The organism is Actinoplanes sp. CA-051413 (assembly GCF_050955795.1).
Taxonomy (GTDB): domain Bacteria; phylum Actinomycetota; class Actinomycetes; order Mycobacteriales; family Micromonosporaceae; genus Actinoplanes.
Window position 1 is genome coordinate 4940924 of sequence record NZ_CP192100.1, and the last position, 17830, is coordinate 4958753.

At 72.6% G+C, this 17830-nt stretch carries 18 protein-coding genes; 8 read left to right on the top strand and 10 right to left on the bottom strand.

Going from position 1 to position 17830, the window contains the following annotated elements; genetic code table 11:
• Positions 1–11: 11 nt before the first annotated feature.
• Complete coding sequence (locus tag ACQP2Y_RS23300; protein WP_433731668.1) at positions 12–2117, bottom strand: glycoside hydrolase family 15 protein; 2106 nt, start codon at positions 2115–2117, stop codon at positions 12–14.
• Between the two features lie 140 nt (positions 2118–2257).
• Here ACQP2Y_RS23300 and ACQP2Y_RS23305 point away from each other — a divergent pair, with 140 nt between their 5' ends.
• Positions 2258–3064, top strand: a complete 807-nt coding sequence (locus tag ACQP2Y_RS23305; RefSeq protein ID WP_433731670.1) for an aquaporin — start codon at positions 2258–2260, stop codon at positions 3062–3064.
• 85 nt (positions 3065–3149) lie between these two features.
• Here the strand turns inward: ACQP2Y_RS23305 and ACQP2Y_RS23310 are convergent, their stop codons facing one another.
• Positions 3150–3287, bottom strand: coding sequence for a hypothetical protein (locus ACQP2Y_RS23310; RefSeq protein WP_433731672.1), 138 nt, complete (start codon positions 3285–3287; stop codon positions 3150–3152).
• Between ACQP2Y_RS23310 and ACQP2Y_RS23315 the strand changes: the two genes are divergently transcribed.
• From ACQP2Y_RS23315 to ACQP2Y_RS23335, 5 genes are all read left to right on the top strand, one after another.
• Positions 3288–4871, top strand: a complete 1584-nt coding sequence (locus ACQP2Y_RS23315; RefSeq protein ID WP_433731674.1) for a hypothetical protein — start codon at positions 3288–3290, stop codon at positions 4869–4871.
• Positions 4872–4959: 88 nt separating this feature from the next.
• Positions 4960–5370, top strand: a complete 411-nt coding sequence (locus ACQP2Y_RS23320; RefSeq protein WP_433731676.1) for a spore germination protein GerW family protein — start codon at positions 4960–4962, stop codon at positions 5368–5370.
• A 347-nt stretch (positions 5371–5717) separates the two neighbouring features.
• Entirely contained in the window at positions 5718–6449 is a 732-nt protein-coding gene (locus tag ACQP2Y_RS23325) for a universal stress protein (RefSeq protein ID WP_433731678.1), read from the top strand.
• A gap of 242 nt (positions 6450–6691) precedes the next feature.
• Positions 6692–6826, top strand: coding sequence for a hypothetical protein (locus ACQP2Y_RS23330; RefSeq protein ID WP_433732445.1), 135 nt, complete (start codon positions 6692–6694; stop codon positions 6824–6826).
• A gap of 17 nt (positions 6827–6843) precedes the next feature.
• Positions 6844–7017: a hypothetical protein gene (locus ACQP2Y_RS23335; protein WP_433732447.1), complete on the top strand. Its 174-nt coding sequence runs from the start codon at positions 6844–6846 to the stop codon at positions 7015–7017.
• A gap of 89 nt (positions 7018–7106) precedes the next feature.
• Here ACQP2Y_RS23335 and ACQP2Y_RS23340 read toward each other — a convergent pair whose 3' ends face one another.
• Complete coding sequence (locus ACQP2Y_RS23340) at positions 7107–7340, bottom strand: SHOCT domain-containing protein (RefSeq protein ID WP_433716822.1); 234 nt, start codon at positions 7338–7340, stop codon at positions 7107–7109.
• Between the two features lie 487 nt (positions 7341–7827).
• On the opposite strand from ACQP2Y_RS23340, the gene ACQP2Y_RS23345 reads away from it, so the two are divergent.
• Complete coding sequence (locus ACQP2Y_RS23345) at positions 7828–8022, top strand: hypothetical protein (protein WP_433716824.1); 195 nt, start codon at positions 7828–7830, stop codon at positions 8020–8022.
• 21 nt (positions 8023–8043) lie between these two features.
• Here ACQP2Y_RS23345 and ACQP2Y_RS23350 read toward each other — a convergent pair whose 3' ends face one another.
• Positions 8044–8631 (bottom strand): DUF1349 domain-containing protein, encoded by a 588-nt coding sequence (locus ACQP2Y_RS23350; protein WP_433716826.1) that lies wholly within the window; start codon positions 8629–8631, stop codon positions 8044–8046.
• A 232-nt stretch (positions 8632–8863) separates the two neighbouring features.
• Here ACQP2Y_RS23350 and ACQP2Y_RS23355 point away from each other — a divergent pair, with 232 nt between their 5' ends.
• Positions 8864–9748, top strand: coding sequence for a universal stress protein (locus ACQP2Y_RS23355; RefSeq protein WP_433716828.1), 885 nt, complete (start codon positions 8864–8866; stop codon positions 9746–9748).
• A gap of 67 nt (positions 9749–9815) precedes the next feature.
• On the opposite strand, the gene ACQP2Y_RS23360 is transcribed toward ACQP2Y_RS23355, so the two are convergent.
• The 6 genes from ACQP2Y_RS23360 to ACQP2Y_RS23385 form a co-directional block, all read right to left on the bottom strand.
• The gene (locus ACQP2Y_RS23360; RefSeq protein ID WP_433716830.1) at positions 9816–10685 is read right to left on the bottom strand and encodes a universal stress protein; all 870 of its coding nucleotides are present in this window, start codon (positions 10683–10685) and stop codon (positions 9816–9818) included.
• 71 nt (positions 10686–10756) lie between these two features.
• Positions 10757–13276, bottom strand: a complete 2520-nt coding sequence (locus ACQP2Y_RS23365) for a cation-translocating P-type ATPase (protein WP_433716832.1) — start codon at positions 13274–13276, stop codon at positions 10757–10759.
• Between the two features lie 8 nt (positions 13277–13284).
• Positions 13285–14034, bottom strand: coding sequence for a pyruvate formate-lyase-activating protein (pflA, locus tag ACQP2Y_RS23370; protein ID WP_433716834.1), 750 nt, complete (start codon positions 14032–14034; stop codon positions 13285–13287).
• The gene (gene pflB, locus ACQP2Y_RS23375; RefSeq protein ID WP_433716835.1) at positions 14031–16268 is read right to left on the bottom strand and encodes a formate C-acetyltransferase; all 2238 of its coding nucleotides are present in this window, start codon (positions 16266–16268) and stop codon (positions 14031–14033) included. Before pflB ends, pflA begins: the two co-directional genes overlap by 4 nt.
• Positions 16269–16320: 52 nt before the next feature.
• Positions 16321–17388, bottom strand: coding sequence for a zinc-dependent alcohol dehydrogenase (locus tag ACQP2Y_RS23380; protein WP_433716836.1), 1068 nt, complete (start codon positions 17386–17388; stop codon positions 16321–16323).
• A 92-nt stretch (positions 17389–17480) separates the two neighbouring features.
• Entirely contained in the window at positions 17481–17825 is a 345-nt protein-coding gene (locus ACQP2Y_RS23385) for a hypothetical protein (protein WP_433716837.1), read from the bottom strand.
• Between the last annotated feature and the right edge of the window lie 5 nt (positions 17826–17830).

Here is a 17830-nt window from a genome sequence, read left to right on the forward strand (position 1 = left end):
CGGCCCGGCGTTCAACGGGCCGGGCGGCTCCGGCCGAGGTAGCGGTCGGCGACCACGGCGGGTTGCTCCACGACCCGGCCCTGCGCCAGGTCCCGGGCCAGCCGCAGATACTGCGCGTGCGTCCAGGCCAGCGGCGTCGCCGAGAACGTCGGCGTGCCCGGCTCGAAGCGGCCCTGTCCCGCCGGGGGAGTGTGGTCCCACACCTGCTCGGGGAGCATGCCGCCGGGGCCGGTGGTACGGGTCATCGCGGCCAGCCGGGAGGCCGCTGCCCGCAGGTCACCCGCGGCGATCTCGTACTCGCCGCGTTCGCCGCTGAGCAGGGGCCAGGCCCGGCCGCGGGACACGAGGGAGCCGGGCGGCTCGTCGTACTCCCACTGGCTGCCGTCGAGTTGCTCGCCGAAGCCGTCGAACGAGGCCCGGTGCCAGAAGAACCCTCGCGGGGTGGCCACGCCGAGCTGCGCGTCCACCACGGCCAGGGTGTTCACCACGTCCGGGTCGGACGGCGGCAGGATGCCGAGGCGGACCAGGTCGAGGAAGCTGGGGTCGACCACCCGCCGCTGGTCCACATCGACCGGTCCGCTGTCGCCGATGCTGTACGTGGTGCCGGCGTCCGGGTTGCCGTCCTTGGTCAGCCGCAGGAAGTACGGCCGGGCCGAGTACGGGCCGGTGCTCGTCACCGTCCACGACTTCACCCGGTCCCGCCAGGAGTCGGCCGTCGCGAGATACCGCCGGCTCGACGCCGGGTCACCGTGGGAACGCGCGAGCGAAGCGGCACACACCAGGCCGGCGATGGCCGTGGCGATGGTGTTGGGTGAGTAACCCGACTGGTTCTCCCAGCGTTCCTGCGGCGTGAACGGCGCCCCGGGATATCCGGCCAGGAAGTCGGCCGCCCGCTTGACGCCCGGCCAGGTGTCCCCGCGACCCAGCTGGTAGGCCAGCACGATCGGGAGCGCCACCTCGTCGAGTTGCAGGCCGCCCCACACCGGCGTGCCGTCCACCTGGGAGTTCTGCGGGAACGAGCCGTCGGGCTTCTGCTGCACGCCGAACAGGAAGTCCAGGGCCCGGTTGGCGCCGGCGCGGTCACCGGCGGCGATCAGTCCCGTGGCGATCTGGTAGAGGTCGCGCGACCACACCAGGTGGTAGGGCCCGGACGGGTCATCCGTGCCGAACGCCCACGGTGAGGCCGGCGCCGCGACGTACGCCCCCGGGTGGGTCTTGTCCTCGGCGGCCGCGAGGACCATCGCGGAGGTGCGGTAGAGCTGCCGCTGTGCGGGGCCGCGCAACACCCGCGGCGGGGCGCTCAGGCCGGCCAGATAACGCTTCCAGCCGTACGCGTAAGAGCGCGCGACGCTGCCGAAGCCGTCCCGCAGAGAGCGCCGGGCGGTGGTCAGCGCCTCGGCGGCGGAGCCGGCGAAGCCGAGCGCGAGAGTGGTGTGCCGCCCGCGCAGCGCGGCCGTCTGCACCAGGTTGCCGGCCGTGGCCGACGAGTAACGCCAGTCCATCCGCCCGTCGCGCAGGTCGGTGAGACCGTCGCTGACCCCGGCGAAACCGCTGGACGTGGCGGTGAAGGAGCCGGCCAGCGCGCTCGACACCGCACCGTCCGTGGCGAGCAGCGCCCCGCCCGAGGTGCGCCCCGAGTCGCCCGCCCGGGTGTTGCCCAGCGCCGGGTCGTAGACAGCGAACAGCTCATGACCACGCGGCGCGGCGAACGACAGGTCAACCAGGACAGCCGACCGTACGGGATCGGTCGTGTAGTCGGCGGTGAGCCGCCACCCGGAGCCGTCGTACGTCTGCCGGAAGCGCAGCCCGTCGAGCTGCTCAGTGCGGACGGCGGCCTTGACGATGCCGCCGCGGGCGGTCACCACGAAGGTCAGGGAACGGGCGCTCGGCCCGCCGATGGTCGGGTAGAAGATCTCACCCAGGCCGCCCTCACGCTGCACTGTCGCCCAGACCTTGCTCTCCCGCGTCCGCGAGGTGAGCAGCCCCGACTTGTCGGCCGGAAGATACTGCTGATCGACGCCGGGTGCCCCGGGCGCCTCCCCGGTCGCGGGAGCGACGGGCACGAGCCCGAGCGCGCCCACCAGCAGCACGGGCACGGCAGGCAGGATCGCTGTCATCTCGACCTCCTCGTCGCCGGACCCTCCCGGTCTACACCGGTGCGTCCTTGATCGCACCCGCTGCCGCCGGGGGCGACCGGCCGGCCGGGACGGGACCATGGGCCCTGCTCGGAAGTTGATCTCGGGACGATGCTCGGCCCATGGACGCGCCAGTGCGGGAAACGATGCGGCCGACGAGTGCCGACGGCCGGGCGGCCGCGGTGGAGTTCGTCCTCACCACGGCGTTCATGGCTGTTGTCTTCACCCTCGTTCGCTGGGGGATCGGCACGATGGCGCCGGGGGCCGGACCCGTCGAGCTCCGCGGCCGGGTGATGGCCGTGTCCGCCCTGGTCGGGCTGGTCATCGTCGCTTTCGCGACCTCGCCGCCGGGACGGTTCAGCGGCGCCCACATGAACCCGGCGATCACTCTGGGCCTGTTCGCGTCGGGGTCCGTGCCGGGCCGGCGGGTGCTGCCGTACCTGGCGGCTCAGGCGACCGGGTCGATCGCCGCTGCCACGGTCACGAGGCTGTGGTGGGGTCCCGTGGTGTCGCAGCGGCCCGTCCGCTGGGCCGTGGTGCAGCCGGCAGCGGGCTGGACCGTGGCGTCCGTCGCGGTCGCCGAGGCGGCGACCCTGGCGGTCATCGTGGCGGTCATGTGCTGGGTGACGGCCGCCCGGCCCCGCTGGCCGCTGGCCTGGATCGTGGGCGGGCTGTTCGGACTCCAGGGGGCGGCCCTCGGGTCGCTGACCGGAGGCTCCGCCAATCCGGTACGGCAGCTGGGCCCGGCCCTGTTCTCCGGCGAGACGCGGCTGCTCGCCGTGTATCTGATCGCGCCGGTGGCCGGTGGAATGCTCGCCGGCTGGATCACGCGCGGTGCGCGGGCCCGGCACCAGCTTTTGTTGATCCATTCCCGTGGATTTGACGCCGGCCGTGGAATTGATCACGGAATGGCGCCGAAAGGTCCCTGACGTCAGTCCATTCGAGCGGTGTGGAAAACGTATTTCCGGCGTTGAATTCCCCTTACGAACGATCTTTTTTGCTGCATTCGGTTGATCACGGGGTGGCCGGATCCAGTCCTGAGGGGATGGTGACGAGGAAATGCACAGATCCGCCGCGGCAGGCGCTGTCCTCGCGCTCACCGCACTTCTGCTCGGAACGCTCCCGGCCGGGGCCGACTCGAAAGACACGCACGTGATCACCCTGGACCCGGCCGCGGTCGACGACATCGACGCCCTGGAGGAGATCTACGGCCCCCGGCCCGAAGGGCAGCGATCCGCCGATCCGACCGCCGACGCCCGCTGCGGTTCCGCGGCGGCCGACCCGGTGCCCGACGGCCAGCCGATCGTGGTGAGCATGCCCCCGGCGCCCGCCTTCACGGTCGGCGCCATACCCGCCGCGTCGTGGAAGAACCCGCCGGTGGCCGACGTGACCTGGCGCCTGCAGTACCAGGGTCTGATGTGGATGAAGCCGCTGGCCCGGCGCGCGGCGATCGACGGCCAGGCGCAGTCGCTGGCCGCGCTGGTCGCCCAGGCGGTCGCCTTCCACCGCCAGAACCCGGACCCCGGCAACAACAACTACGGCTGGGACGAGGGCACGGCGCTGCGGCGCCTGGAGACGGAGAACTGCCTGTACGCGCTGAGCGCCTCCGAGCTGCTCCGGCCCGGCATGACCGCGGACGCCCGGGTCCTGCTCGGCCCCCGGTACTACGGACCGCCCAACTATTCGGTGCACAACCACGGCCTGATGGCCAACCTGCAACTCGCCCGGGGCAGTGACCTGCTCGCCGTACCGTCCTGGAAGACCACCGCCGTCAGGCGGATGACCAGCGAGGCGCCGCAGTCGTTCTCCGCCCGCGGCCTCTCCTACGAGCAGTCGGCGATGTATCACGGGGTCAACACCACCCTGTGGGCCAACGCGGTGCCGGTGCTGGCGGACACACCCGGGTCGGAGGCCGCCGCGGCCACGGTCGACATGCTGGTCGGCAAGGCCCGCACCGCGTACCAGTGGCTGACCGAGCCCGACGGCATCATCGTGCAGGTGGGCGACTCCGACGAGATCCGCGGCGCCGCGACGACCCTGAGCACGCCCCGGGTGCTGCGGGACGACCAGACCGGCTGGACCATCGGCCGCTGGTCGTGGACGGATCCGCAGACCGTCTACTACAGCCTGCGGTACGGCCCGGCCCGGCGGGCGCACGGCCAGCACGACCGGGCCGGCGGCGTGACGTTCACCGCGGCGGGCGTACGGGTGCTGGTCGGCCCGGGCCGGTTCAGCTACGACGCCGCCGACAACTACCGCGCGTATCAACTGTCGGCGAACAGTCACAACGTGGCGCTGCCCGACGGCGGCACCGTGACCAGCGCCGGCGGTAAGGTGACGGCAAGTGTGATCCAGGGCCCGGCGCACAACTGGACAGTGCAGGACACCATGTTCGGAATCAGCCACACCCGCGGCGTCAACGTCAACCGCGACACCCGGACGATGAAGGTCAGCGACTCGTTCCCGGCCAAGAACCTGTGGCGGCAGTACTTCCACCTCGACCCGGCGTGGACGCTGGTGTCGGCGCCGCTCAACGGCACGAAGCTGACCTTCGCCCACCCGGACGGCCGCCGGCTGGGCATCACCACGACGGGCCGTCTGTCCGGGGTCGTCCAGGGCATCACCCGGCCGCCGCAGGGCTGGCACTTCCCCAAGTGGGGCAACCGGGTGTGGGCGTACGAGATCGTGATCCGCTCCTACGGGCGGTCGTCGGTCACAAGTTTCGTGGTCAGCTGACCGACGTCGAGGTGACCCGGCGCCGGCCGCGACGAGACCAGGAGAGGCGTTGGTAGTCATGACTGTCACGACGAGGAACGAGACACGCTTGCTGGACACCCTGCGGGAGGCCGTCGGCAACGTCACGGTGGACAAGGTCTTCGGCACCCCGATCACCCAGGGAGACACGATCGTGGTGCCGGTGGCCCGGGTCGGCGGCGGCGCGGGCGGAGGCGGCGGCACCGGCACGACCGCGCCGGGCCAGGAGCAAGGGGGTACGGGCGGAGGCCTGGGCGTGTCAGCCAAACCGCTCGGCGTGTTCGTCCTGCACGACGGCAAGGTCGACTGGCGGCCGGTCATCGACGTCAACCGGATCGTCCTGGGCGGTCAGCTCGTCGCGGTCGCCGCCCTGTTCGTGGCGCGGGCACTGATCACCGCGCGTGCTCGTCAGGGGGCGCGATCGCGTCTCCCGTACCGGTCGGCCGGTCGGCTGGCCCGCCGGGTTCTGCCCCGGCGCTGAGGCCGGGGGCGGGCAGGCCCGCCGGGCGGATGCGGAACACCGGGAATTGCGCGGCGATCGCCGCGAAGGCCTCCGCGCCGGCGTGCCGATCCATTGGGATGTGCGGGCGCGCCCCAGGCGCCATCTGCGGGTAGCGCCGCAGGACCGGTCCGCGCGCAGCAGTACACCGACACTCCGCTGGTCATCGCTATCGACTCTTACCGTCACGCTCCGCCGTTCTCGCAGCGTGTTGCCAGGGGCGATCGGCCTCGGGACCAAGGGCCCCCGCAGTGGGCCACGTGGCCCCCGTCGGGAGCGCTGCGGGAGGGCACGCTTGGAGGGAGGCCGACGACGGAGAGGAGCTGGCCGTGACGACCGCAGCCGAACAGGTCCGGATCATCGTGGGATACGACGGGTCACCGCCCGCGAGCGCGGCGATCGACGCCGGTACGGCGCTGTTCCCCAGAGCCCACGCGTGGATCACCAATCTGTGGACGCCGCCGTTCGCCAGTGAGCCTCTGCGCCGGCGGCTGTGGACGGGCAGCCGCCACATCGACGAGTTCGTCGAGGCCGTCGAGGCCGAGGGTGAGCGCGAGGCCGACCGGCTGGCCGCCAACGGGGTGACGCTGGCCCGGGCCGCCGGGTGGGCCGCGGAGCCGCTCGTACGGCGCGTCTACAGCGGGGAAGGACTGGAGCTCGGTCAGCTCGCCGGGGAGTTCGGTGCCGACCTGATCCTGCTGGGTTCGCGCGGGCTGGGCGGCGCCAAGGCCCTGCTCGGCAGCGTCTCCGACATGGCGGTGCACCACACCCCGTGTCCCGCGCTCGTCGTCGCGCACCCGCTGCTGGCGGCCGAGGCAGCCGCCCTGGCCGACGGGCCGGTGGTCGTCGGCTGGGACGGATCGCCCGGTGCGCGCCACGCAGGTACTGCGGCGCCTCTTCCCGGCCCGGGAACTGCTGCTCGTCTCCGTCGACCCGACTTCGCCCGAACCGGCCGACGTCCCGGAAGCGGGCGACGACAAGGTCACCATGGTCCACCTCGACGGTCCGCACCGAGGATCCTCGTCCGCCGTTGCCGAGACCCTGGTCTCGTACGCCCTTAGCCGGGCGGCGGCGGTGATCGTGGTCGGTTCCCGGGGCCGGTCGGCGGTGCGTGAGCTCCTGCTCGGCTCGGTTGCCATGGCCACGCTGCACCACTCGCACCGGCCCGTCCTGGTCGTACCGCTCGAGCTCTGCGCATCGGGCCGGGCCGAAAGGCCCCTGCAGACGGTGCCGGCGACTCTGCCGGCGCGCTGCCGGGCGGGCGACGATCAACCCAGGTACGGCAAGCCTGGGAGGTACCGCCATGTCATGGCTCATCCTTGTGATCCTCGCGATGCTGGCGCTGTTGATCGTCGCCGGACCCGTCCTCGAGGACCTGCTCGACCGGATCTGGCCACCCGACGCCGATCCGGCAGCGCGCCACGCCCACCGGAGATGAAAGTCAGGAGGAGCGCCATGGCACCTCGGACCCGGCAGCGCACTTCTGGTTGCTGCGTTCCGGCGTTCGTCGCTCTCGACTTCCACGTGCCGGGCCGCGGTGACATCGTCATCGAACGCGTCGGGGCCGGCGGCGTCGTCGGCTGGTCCTGGCTGCTGCCGCCGTACCCGTGGACTGGGAACGCTTCCTGACGGTCATGGGCAGCCGGCTGCGGGCGCGCGACACCGGTTGATCGAGCTGTACGCGTACCCGGACCACCCGGCCGACCGTGCAGGCGTCGTCAGCGACGGCCGGCGCGCAAAGTGTGCAGGCGCTGTTCGTACTCCTCGGTCTGGATCTCGCCCCGGGCGAAGCGGGCGCCGAGGAGCTGCTCGGCGTCGGTGCCCGGCGGCGGCTCGGCCGGTCTGCGCCACAGCTGAGCGACGATCAGTCCCACAGCGAGCAGCAGTGCGGGCAGGACGACGGCGAACATCATCAGGGTCCAGCCGGCACTCATGCCGTTTCCGTACATCATGGCGTCGGTCCTTCCAGAGGTTCTCCGCCCATGGTCCCGTCGGGCCCGGCCCTGTGGCAGGGGCGTAGGACCTGTCTTGGCCGGGGACGGCGCGGCGACCCACGGTCGAGAGGGGAGCGTGATGATGCCGCGCGAGAACGCCGGCGAGTCCGCGACACCGGCATCGTGGTGGGCGTGGACGGTTCGCCGTCGTCGGCGGCTGCCCGGCGGTGACGTCGTGGGAGACCCGCAGCGGGGCGGTCCAGGAAGCTCTCGGAGACGGCAAGACTGGCCGGTCACCCGGCCCAGGCGCTGATCGACATGTCGGCGCACGCGGCGTTGCCCGTGGTGGGCTCGCGCGGCAAGGGGTGAGCGTCCCGACTCGGGACCAATGGCACTGCCTGAGACGCCCCTACCACCGCTGAGATAGGGCTGAGGATGGCGTCCTGCCGGGCTTGCCGAAGGGCCCGGCATTCATGGTCGCCGCATCGCCGAGGGAGGTGCCGTCATGGCACACGCGCGTACCTGGACGGTCGAGATCACCATCACCGAGAACGAGAACGAGCGCCGTCCGCAGTTCGATCAGAACGCCGACGACCCGGCCACCGCCCGGGCGCTGGCCGCGCTCGCCTACAAGGTACTGACCGTCGGCGCGGCCGACCTCGAGCACGTGGCCCACCCACCTATGCGGATGCTGTCCTGAGCGGACCCATCGCGGACGCGGTCATGAGCCGTCGCGCAGCTCCGCCAGCCGATCGGAGGTGAAACTGACCTGGTCGAAGGTCACGGTGCACCCGTCGCCCGTGGGTGACTGGGCTTCGAAGCCGATCCGGTGGCCGGTGAGGTCGTCGCCGAGGTGGAACACGCGGATCAGCTGCCAGGTCGTGCCGTCGAGCGAGGCGTGGTAGGCGTAGGCCCGGTCGATGCGGGAGACGCGCAGCCAGATGACGTGGCCCTCGACGGTGAAGGCGTTGGCGTCGTCGGAGACGCCCCGGGTCACGACGGAGACGACCATGGGCGCCGAGGACGGGGAGAGCTCGAAGCAGAACTTCCCCCAGTGCTTCTCGTCGGCCCACAGCAGCAGGACCCCGGCGTCGTACTGGGCCCGGAAGTCGACGCTGATCCGCGCCCTGAACTGGAAGTCGCCGCCGGGTGGCAGCCCGAGCAGAGTCGCGGCGCTCAGCATGGTCTCGGCGTCCCCGGCATCGGCACCGCCGGGATTGATGTAGAGGTCGGTGTGGGCCGGGGCGGCGGCGGTCACCGTCCCGGTCGCGTCGTCGTACCGCCACACCTCCGGATGTGAGGCGGTCACGGGGAACGGAAGCGGGGATGCGTCCGGGACCTGGTTCATCAAGTTGCTCCTGTCGGGAACGCGGCGGAGCGCCGAGCGCGGTGGCCCGAAGCCTAGCGGTGATCTCCGGTCGCCGGTGGTGTCCCGCACGGGACCAGAAGACCGCGTACCACGGTGAGTGACGGACCAAAGTCCCGGCCATCCCGGTCCGTCGGCCGTTCTGCCGGACCGGGCTCGCGCCTACCTTCAAGGTATGCACACCGTCGTGTCCGACCCGCAGCAGCTTCCCGTCGTGGTCGCGATCGACCAGGCCCGGGAACACCTGGCCATCGTGGATCTCGGGGTCGAGGAGGCGGTCCGGCGCCGGGCGCCGTTGACCATCATGCACGTCTGGCCGAGCCGGCACAGCACCACGACCGGGGCCCGCAGCCCGCTGCCGACCGAGGCGGACAGCCGGCACCTGCTCGATCTCGCCGCGCGGCGGGCCCGCCACCGGGCGCCCCGGCTGCTGGTCGGCACCGAGCTGCTCCACGGCCGGGCATCCACCGTGCTGACCCAGCGATCGGCGTCGGCGCGGCTGCTGGTGGTGGGCCACCGCGACGAAGCGCTGACCCAGCCCAGCTGGGGGTCGACGGCCACCTATCTCGCCCATCAGAGCGCCTGCCCCCTGCTCGTACGCCGCGGGTCCGCCCCGCCGCGCGGACCCGTCGTGCTCGCCGCCTCCGCCGGCCCGCAACCCACGTCGACGGTGGCCTGCGCGTACGAGGAAGCCGCCCGCCTCGAGGCGCAGCTCGTGGCTCTGCACGTGGCGGCCTCGGCCGCCGGTCCGGAGGCGTCGATGGCCGACCGGCAGCTGGCCGAGGCACTGGCCGGCTGGGCCTGGGCCTACCCGGACGTGGTCGTCGAGCGGCTGATCGTGCCCGACGTCGACCTCGGCTACACCCTGCAGCGGGCGGCCCGGCGGAGCCGTCTCCTGGTCGCCGGGATGGGCCGTACCGGTCGCTTCGCCGAACTCGTCTACGGCTCACTGGGCATCGCGGCGATGCGCGGCGCGGTCTGCCCGGTGCTGTTGGTCCCGCCCGCCTGGCGTTCCGGATCAGCGCAGGAGAAAGCCATGCGGGCCGCGACCACGACTTGAGCTTCTGCCCGCGCAACACGCCCGGGCCGGACCCGCGAGTGCGGATCCGGCCCGGGCGGCGGCGTGGTCAGGCTCCGGGGAGTTCCCGGACGACGGCCACGGTGCAGGCCGAGTGGTGCAGCAGGTGCTGACTGACCGAGCCGAGCACCATGCCCCGCACGGCGCCTCGTCCCCGGGAGCCCACCACCAGCAGCTGAGCGGTGGTACTGGCCAGCGCCAGGGCGTTGGCCGGATGGTCCACGACCGTCTCGGCGCTGATGTCCAGCTGCGGGTACTTGTCGCGCCAGCCGGCGACGAGCTCGTCCAGCGGGCGGCGCTCCTCGTCCGTGACGGTCCGCGTGACCATGGGACTCTCCTGCCAGATCCCGGTGACCGGCGGCCAGGTGCGGATCGCCCGCAACGGCACGCCGCGCGCCACCGCCTGCTCGACCGCGAAGTCGAGCGCGAGGTGGGCGGACGGCGAGTCGTCGACGCCGACCACCACCGGACGCGTCGGTGCGGCGTCACCGCGGACCACGATCACCGGGCAGTGGGCGTGCGCGCTGACGGCGACGCTGACCAAGCCGAGGAGCCCGGCCACGGCACTGTGCCCGCGGCTGCCCACGACGATCAGGCTGGCGTCGGCGGAACGCTCGATGAGCGTCAACGCGGTGCCGGCCTGCACGATGGAGATCTCGGTGCGGACGCCGGAGTGGGTCTGCTGCGCCGCGGTGACGGCCTCGTGCAGCCGGCCCTTGATGGCCCGGTCGGTCTCGCCGTCCGGCCAGACCGCGGGTGCGGGGATGGTCGACGCCGCCGGGGCCCATTCCGGCCATTCGTAGGCGTAGAAGAACTCGACCAGGGCACCGGTCCGGGCGGCCTCGTCGAGCGCCCAGCGGGCGGCGGCCCGGGCATCGGCCGACCGGTCGTATCCGACGATGATTCTCTTGATGGTCATGGCGGCACTCCTCTGCTGAGCTTCTGAGTCCATCGTCAGCCCGGCAGGTATCCGCTGGTCAGAGCCGGATGTCACGAGTGCGCGGGCCGCTGGACCCGGCGGCTGAGGCGCAACCCGACGCCCGGCACCAGCGCCACCGCCGCACAGGCGAACAGCTCCGCGACGGTCAGGGCCTCGGTGCCCAGCAGGGTCTGCAACGGGGTGAGCAGCACACCGGCGATCTGCAACACCGCCGAGAGCGCCACGGCGCCCAGCAGCGACCAGTTGCGCCTGGTGCCGGGTTCCGGGGTGGCCCGCACGGCCAGCGCGACACCCAGCTGAGCCAGCCCGAGCACGACGAACATGACGGACTGCCACGGCCGGTCGAGCTGGTGGGCCGTCACCCCGGCGGCCAGGACCACGGCCGCGACGCACGCGCCGCCGATCAGGACGCTGCGCAGCAGTCCGTCGCCGAGGACGGACTCCTGCGGTGACCGCGGGCGGCGGCGCAGCACCCCGGCCTCGGCGGGTTCGGCTCCCATCGCCACCCCCGGGATGCCGTGCGTCAGCAGGTTGACCCAGAGCAGCTGGCCGGGCAGCAGCGGCAGCGGCATGCCGAGGAACGGGCCGGCCAGCATCACCAGCAGCTCGGCGATGCCACCGGACAGGGCGTAGCGCAGGAACCGGCGGATGTTGTCGTAGATCCGCCGGCCTTCGCCGATCGCGGTCGCGACGGTGCCCAGGTTGTCGTCGACCAGCACCAGCTCGGCCGCCTGCCGGGCCACCTCGGTGCCGCCGCCCATGGCCACGCCGATGTCGGCCCGCCGCAGCGCGGGAGCGTCGTTGACCCCGTCGCCGGTCATCGCGACCACGTCACCGCGGCGCTGCAACTCGGCGATGATGTCGAGCTTCTGTTCCGGCTGGATGCGGGCGTACACCCGGGCCTGGTCGATGTCGGCCGCGGTGAGCGGGCCCGCGTCGCCGCGGGCGACCCGGTCGCCGGGGGCGAGGATCCCGAGCTGGGCGCCGATCGCGGCGGCGGTCGCCGGGTGGTCGCCGGTGATGAGGATCAGGCGTACGCCGGCAGCCTCGAACGCCGCGGCGGTGTCGCGTGCGGTGTCCCGCAGCGGGTCGCCGATGCCCACGAGCCCGAGTACGCGCAGCGGCGGCGGGTCCGCGGGATCGGGCCGGGTCGCCACCGTGGCCGCGCTGACGGCGAGCACCCGCAGGCCGTCCGCCGCAAGCTCCGCCGCCGCGTCGAGCAGCATCGAGTGCGAGCCGGCGTCGAGCAGGCTCTCCGGCGCACCCTTGCACACCACCAGGAAGTCGCCGTCGCTCAACCGGTGCACGGTCGTCATCTGTCTGGTGGCCTGATCGAACGGATGCTCCGCGATCCGCGGCAGGCGCGTTCGCACCGGTGTGGGGTCGAGCCCGCACCGCGCGGCCAGCGTGACGAGGGCGGCCTCCATCGGATCACCGGCGGCCGTCCACTCGGACCGGTCGCCGGCCGGCGGGATCAGCTCGGCGTCGTTGCAGAGCAGTCCCGCCCGGGCGAGCAGCCGGAGGTCCTCGGGGGCCGGCAGCGGGCTGCCGTCGCGCCGGACGTCGCCGTCGGGGGAGTAGCCGGAGCCCGAGACGGTGTAGCGGGCGCCGTCCGCGGTGACGGCCTGCTGCACGGACATCCGGTTCTGGGTCAGGGTGCCGGTCTTGTCCGAGGCGATCACCGTCACCGACCCGAGGGTCTCCACGGCGTGCAGCCGGCGCGGGATGGCCCGGGTACGGGCCATCCGCCGGGCGCCCAGGGCCAGCGCCAGGGTGACGACGGCCGGCAGGGACTCCGGCACCGCCGCCACGACCAGGCTCACGGCCGTGATCGCCATCCGGGCGACGGGCTCGCCGGCCAGCACCCCGAGCGCGAAGACGACGCCGGAGACCGCGACGGCGGCAGCACCCAGCACCCGGCCCAGGCCGGCGATCCGCCGTTGCAGCGGGGTCAGGCCGGGCTTGGTGCGGGCCACCAGGGCCGAGATGCGGCCCAGCGAACTCGCCGCCCCGGTCCGCACGACCAGCCCGGCGGCCCGCCCGGTGGTCAGCACTGTCCCGGCTCCGGCCTCCTCGCCGGTCCGGCGGTGCACCGGGACCGACTCGCCGGTCAGCGCCGACTCGTCGAAGCTCGCGCGCTGCACCTCGACGAGGTCCAGATCGGCGGGCACGATGTCGCCCGCCTCGAGCCGGACCAGGTCACCCGGCACCAGCTGCGCCGCGGGCAGGATCCGGTCGGCGCCGTCGCGGACCACCCGGGCGGTCGGCGCGGCGAGCTGGTCGAGGGCGGCGATGGCCCGGTCCGCCCGGACCTCCTGGACGACACCGATCAGGGTGTTCACGGTGACGACCAGCAGGATCACGGCGGTGTCGGGCAGATCGTCCAGCAATGCGGTGACGACCGCGGCGACCAGCAGCAGCGCGATCAGCGGATCGGCCAGCTGCCTCCCTATCCGGGCCGGCAACCGGCGGGGAGCGGGCGCGGCCACGGTGTTGGGGCCGTCGGCAGCCAGCCGGTCGGCGGCCTCCGCACTGGTCAGTCCGCGGGTGGCGGCCGTGCTGGTTTCCATGACTCCTCCTACTGGACGGTCAGGCCGCGGGCGCGGAACTGGCCGCGGACCCGGTCGAGGAGCTCGGCGTCGGGTGGCTCGGTGCCGGCGAGCGGGAAGTCGAGGCCCAGGGCCGCGTACTTGGCGGCGCCGAGGCGGTGGAACGGCAGCACCTCGACCCGTTCGATCGTCGGCACGGCGGCCACCAGGTCGGCCACCGCGTCCACGTTCGCCGGGTCGTCGGTGAGGCCCGGCACCAGCACGAAGCGGACCCAGATCGGGATGCCCCGCCCGGCCAGGCGATGCGCGAAGCGGACCGTCGGTTCGAGCCGGCCGGTCCCGGTCACCGCGTGGTAGGTGTCCTCGTCGCCCGACTTGATGTCGAGCAGCACCAGGTCGACGGCGTCGAGCAGGGCGTCGTCGGCCCGGTCGCCGAGGAAGCCGCTGGTGTCCAGGGCCGTGTGCAGGCCCAGCTCCTGGCACCGGGTCAGGACCGAGCGTACGAAACCGGGCTGCTGCAACGGTTCCCCGCCGCTGAGCGTGACCCCGCCACCGGCGACCTTGATGAAGCGCTCATAGCGGCGGATCTCGGTGACGAGCTCGTCGACGGTGGTCGGCCGGCCGTTGCGCTGGAACCAGGTGTCGGGACTGTGGCAGTACTGGCAGCGCAGCGGGCAGCCGGCCAGGAACGCGACGAAGCGGGTGCCGGGCCCGTCCACTCCGGTCGAGACGTCGAAGGAGTGGACGGAGCCGGTCAGCGGCGCGGCCACGGTGGTCACAGCGAGCCGTGGAAGGTCCGGGAGATCACGTCGTGCTGCTGCTCGCGGGTCAGCCGGACGAAGTTGACCGCATAGCCGGACACCCGGATGGTGAGCTGCGGGTACTTCTCCGGATGGGCCATGGCATCCTCCAAGGTCGCCCGGTCCAGCACGTTGACGTTGAGGTGGAAGCCACCCGCGTCGGTGTAGCCGTCGAGCACCCCGGCCAGGTTGTCGATCCGCTCGTCGCGGCTGTGCCCCAGACCGTCGGGGGTCACGGTCGTGGTCAGCGAGATGCCGTCGCGGGCGCACCGGTACGGCAGCTTGGCCACCGACAGCGCAGCGGCGACGAGGCCGTGCCGGTCGCGGCCGTTCATCGGGTTCGCGCCCGGAGCGAACGGCTCGCCGGTACGCCGCCCGTCCGGGGTGTTGCCGGTGTGCTTGCCGTAGACCACGTTCGAGGTGATCGTCAAAACCGACAGGCTGGGCTCGGCGCCGCGGTAGGCCGGTGGGCGGCGGATCTTGGCCATGAACCGCTCGACCAGGTCGACGGCGATGGCGTCGGCGCGGTCGTCGTTGTTGCCGAAGGTCGGGAAGTCCCCGTCGACGGCGTAGTCCACGACCAGCCCGGACGTGTCCCGCAGGGCCTTGACCTGCGCGTACTTGATCGCGGAGAGGCTGTCGGCGGCCACCGAGAGCCCGGCGATGCCGGTGGCCAGGAAGCGGTGCACCGGGTAGTCGTGCAACGCCATCTCCAGGCGCTCGTACGCGTACTTGTCGTGCATGTAGTGGATGACGTTGAGCGCGTCCACGTACGTCTCGGCCAGCCAGTCGAGGGTGCGGTCGAAGGCGGTGAGCACCTCGTCGTGGTCGAGGACGTCGCCGGTGACGGGCGGGCTCGCCGGGGCCACCTGGTCGCCGGTCAGCTCGTCGCGGCCGCCGTTGATCGCGTACAGCAGGGTCTTGGCCAGGTTGGCCCGGGCGCCGAAGAACTGCATGTCCTTGCCGACCCGCATGGCCGACACACAGCAGGCGATCGCCGTGTCGTCGCTGTAGCCGGTACGGATGAGGTCGTCGTTCTCGTACTGGATGGAGCTGGTGTCGATCGAGACCTGCGCGCAGAACTTCTTGAAGCCCTGGGGCAGGGCCGGCGACCACAGCACGGTCAGGTTCGGCTCCGGTGCGGGCCCGAGGTTGTAGAGGGTCTGCAGGTAGCGGAAGCTGCTGCGGGTCACCAGCGGCCGGCCGTCGGCGCCGACGCCGCCGATCGCCTCGGTGACCCAGGTCGGGTCGCCGGAGAACAGCTGGTCGTAGTCGGGCGTCCGCAGAAAGCGGATGATCCGCAACTTGATCACGAAGTCGTCGATCAGCTCCTGCGCGCCGGTCTCGGTGAGCGTGCCCTCGTCGAGGTCGCGCTGGAGGAAGACGTCCACGAACGTCGAGGTGCGCCCCAGCGACATGGCCGCGCCGTTCTGCTCCTTGGTCGCGGCCAGGTAGGCGAAGTACAACCACTGGATCGCCTCGCGGCCGGTTGTCGCCGGGCCGGAGATGTCGGAGCCGTACGCGGCGGCCATGGTCTTGAGCTCACCGAGGGCACGGGTCTGCTCGGCCAGCTCCTCCCGGTCGCGGATGACGTCCTCACTCGACAGCTGGGCGTCCAACGTGGCCTTCCGTTCCCGGCGTTCGGCGATGAGGCGGTCGACGCCGTACAGGGCGACGCGGCGGTAGTCACCGATGATCCGGCCCCGGCCGTACGCGTCGGGCAGCCCGGTGATGATGTGCGAGCGCCGCGCGGCCAGCACATCCGCCGGGTACGCGTCGAAGACCCCGTCGTTGTGCGTCTTGCGGTAGCGGGAGAAGATGGCGTGCACGGCCGGGTCGAGCGCGTACCCGTAGGCCTTGAGCCCGGCCTCGACCATCCGCAGGCCACCGGCCGGCATGATGGCCCGCCGCAGCGGCGCGCTGGTCTGCAGCCCGACGATCAGTTCGTGGGAGCGGTCGATGTAGCCGGGCACGTGCGCGGTGATGGTCGACGGGGTGTGCGTGTCGACGTCGTAGATGCCGCGCTTGCGCTCCTCGACGAACATCCGCTGCAGTTCCCGCCAGAGCCGATCCGTGCGGTGCGTCGGCCCGGTCAGGAACGCCGCGTCGCCGGGGTAGGGCGTGACGTTGTCGTGGATGAACCCGGCGACGTCGACGGTGTCCCGCCAGGTCGTCCCCGTGAATCCGCGCCAGGCATCTCTGCGTTCCCGCACCATGACTCCTCCTCGTGTCTCTTTTCAGCCTCATCGGTGACCGCCCGGCCGGTCAGGGCCGGAGGTCCCGAGAGGTGGGGCCTCCCGGGACCTCCGGCGCGGGAGCCGGTTGCGGCATCAGCACCAGGCGGGCGGGGACCCGGCTGGCCAGCACGTCCTCGATGGAGGCGTTGATGTCGTCGAGCCGGCGGGCCTCGTAGAGGACCTGGGTGCGGCCGGCGGCGTGCAGCCGGAACACCTCGGCCAGGTCGGCGCGGGTGCCGACGATCGAGCCGATCACCCGGATGCCCTTCAGCACGGTCTGGAAGATCGGCAGCGACATCGCGTTGTCCTTGGGCAGCGACACCAGGATCAGCCGGCCGCCGCGGCGCAGCGACGCGTGCGCCTGCTCGATGACCCGCGGGTCGGCGGCGAGCACCACGGCCACGTCCGCCCCGCCCAGCGCCTCGATGGCCGCGACCGGGTCGGTGGTGGCGGCGTTGATCACGTGCGCCGCGCCCAGGCGCTTGGCCAGCGCGAGCTTCTCCTCGGTCACGTCCACCGCGATGGTCTCGCCGCCGAAGATCTGCGCGTACTGCTGGGCCAGGTGCCCCAGCCCGCCGATGCCGAAGATCGCCACCCGGTCCCCGGGGGTGACCCCACCGACCTTGACCGCCTTGTACGTGGTCACGCCGGCGCAGGTCAGCGGCGCGGCCTCGGCCGGGTCGATACCGCTGGGCACCGCCACGACGTAGCGGGCGTCGGCGACGGCGAACTCGGCGTGCCCGCCGTCGACGGCGTAGCCGGTGTTGAGCTGCGACTCGCACAGCGTCTCCCAGCCGGTGACGCAGTACTCGCAGGTCCCGCACGCGTATCCGAGCCAGGGAATCGCGACCCGGTCGCCGACGGTGTGCGCGGTGACGTCCGCGCCCAGCCGCTCGACGATGCCGACACCCTCGTGGCCCGGGATGAACGGCGGGGTGGGCTTCACCGGCCAGTCGCCGCGGGCGGCGTGGATGTCGGTGTGGCAGAGCCCGCTGGCCTCGATCCGGACCAGCACCTGCCCGGCCGCCGGCTCGGGCGTGGGCACCTCCTTGACTTCGAGGGGCTGGTCGAAGCCGGTGACAACCGCTGCGCGCATGACGTCTTCCCTTCCTTGATCTTGCTTCGAGTGTCGTCACCGGGGGGCCGTCCGTGGCAGGGCCGATGGGCCCGGCCACGACGGGACCTGTGTCAGCGCTGCGGCACCAGGCGACGTGCCTTGAGCACCCTGGCCCACCAGGGCCGGGAGGTGCCGGAGCGCAGCGTCGGCAGGGCGGTGCGCTTGATGCTGACCCAGCCGCCCGGGCCCATGGTGACCGCGCCGATCTCCGGGCGCCGACGTCCGGCCGCGGCCGCCACGGCGACGGCGACGGTCACAGCGCCGACGGCGGCAAGGGTCGCGCCGGCCAGCCGGGTCACGTCGACGACGGGCCGGAACGTGGCGCCGCGGGGTCCGACGATCCAGGCACCGACGGGTCGTTCGCCGTGGGTCACCGGCAGCACGGTGACGGTGGCGGGTGGCGCCACGGTGGTCATGACAC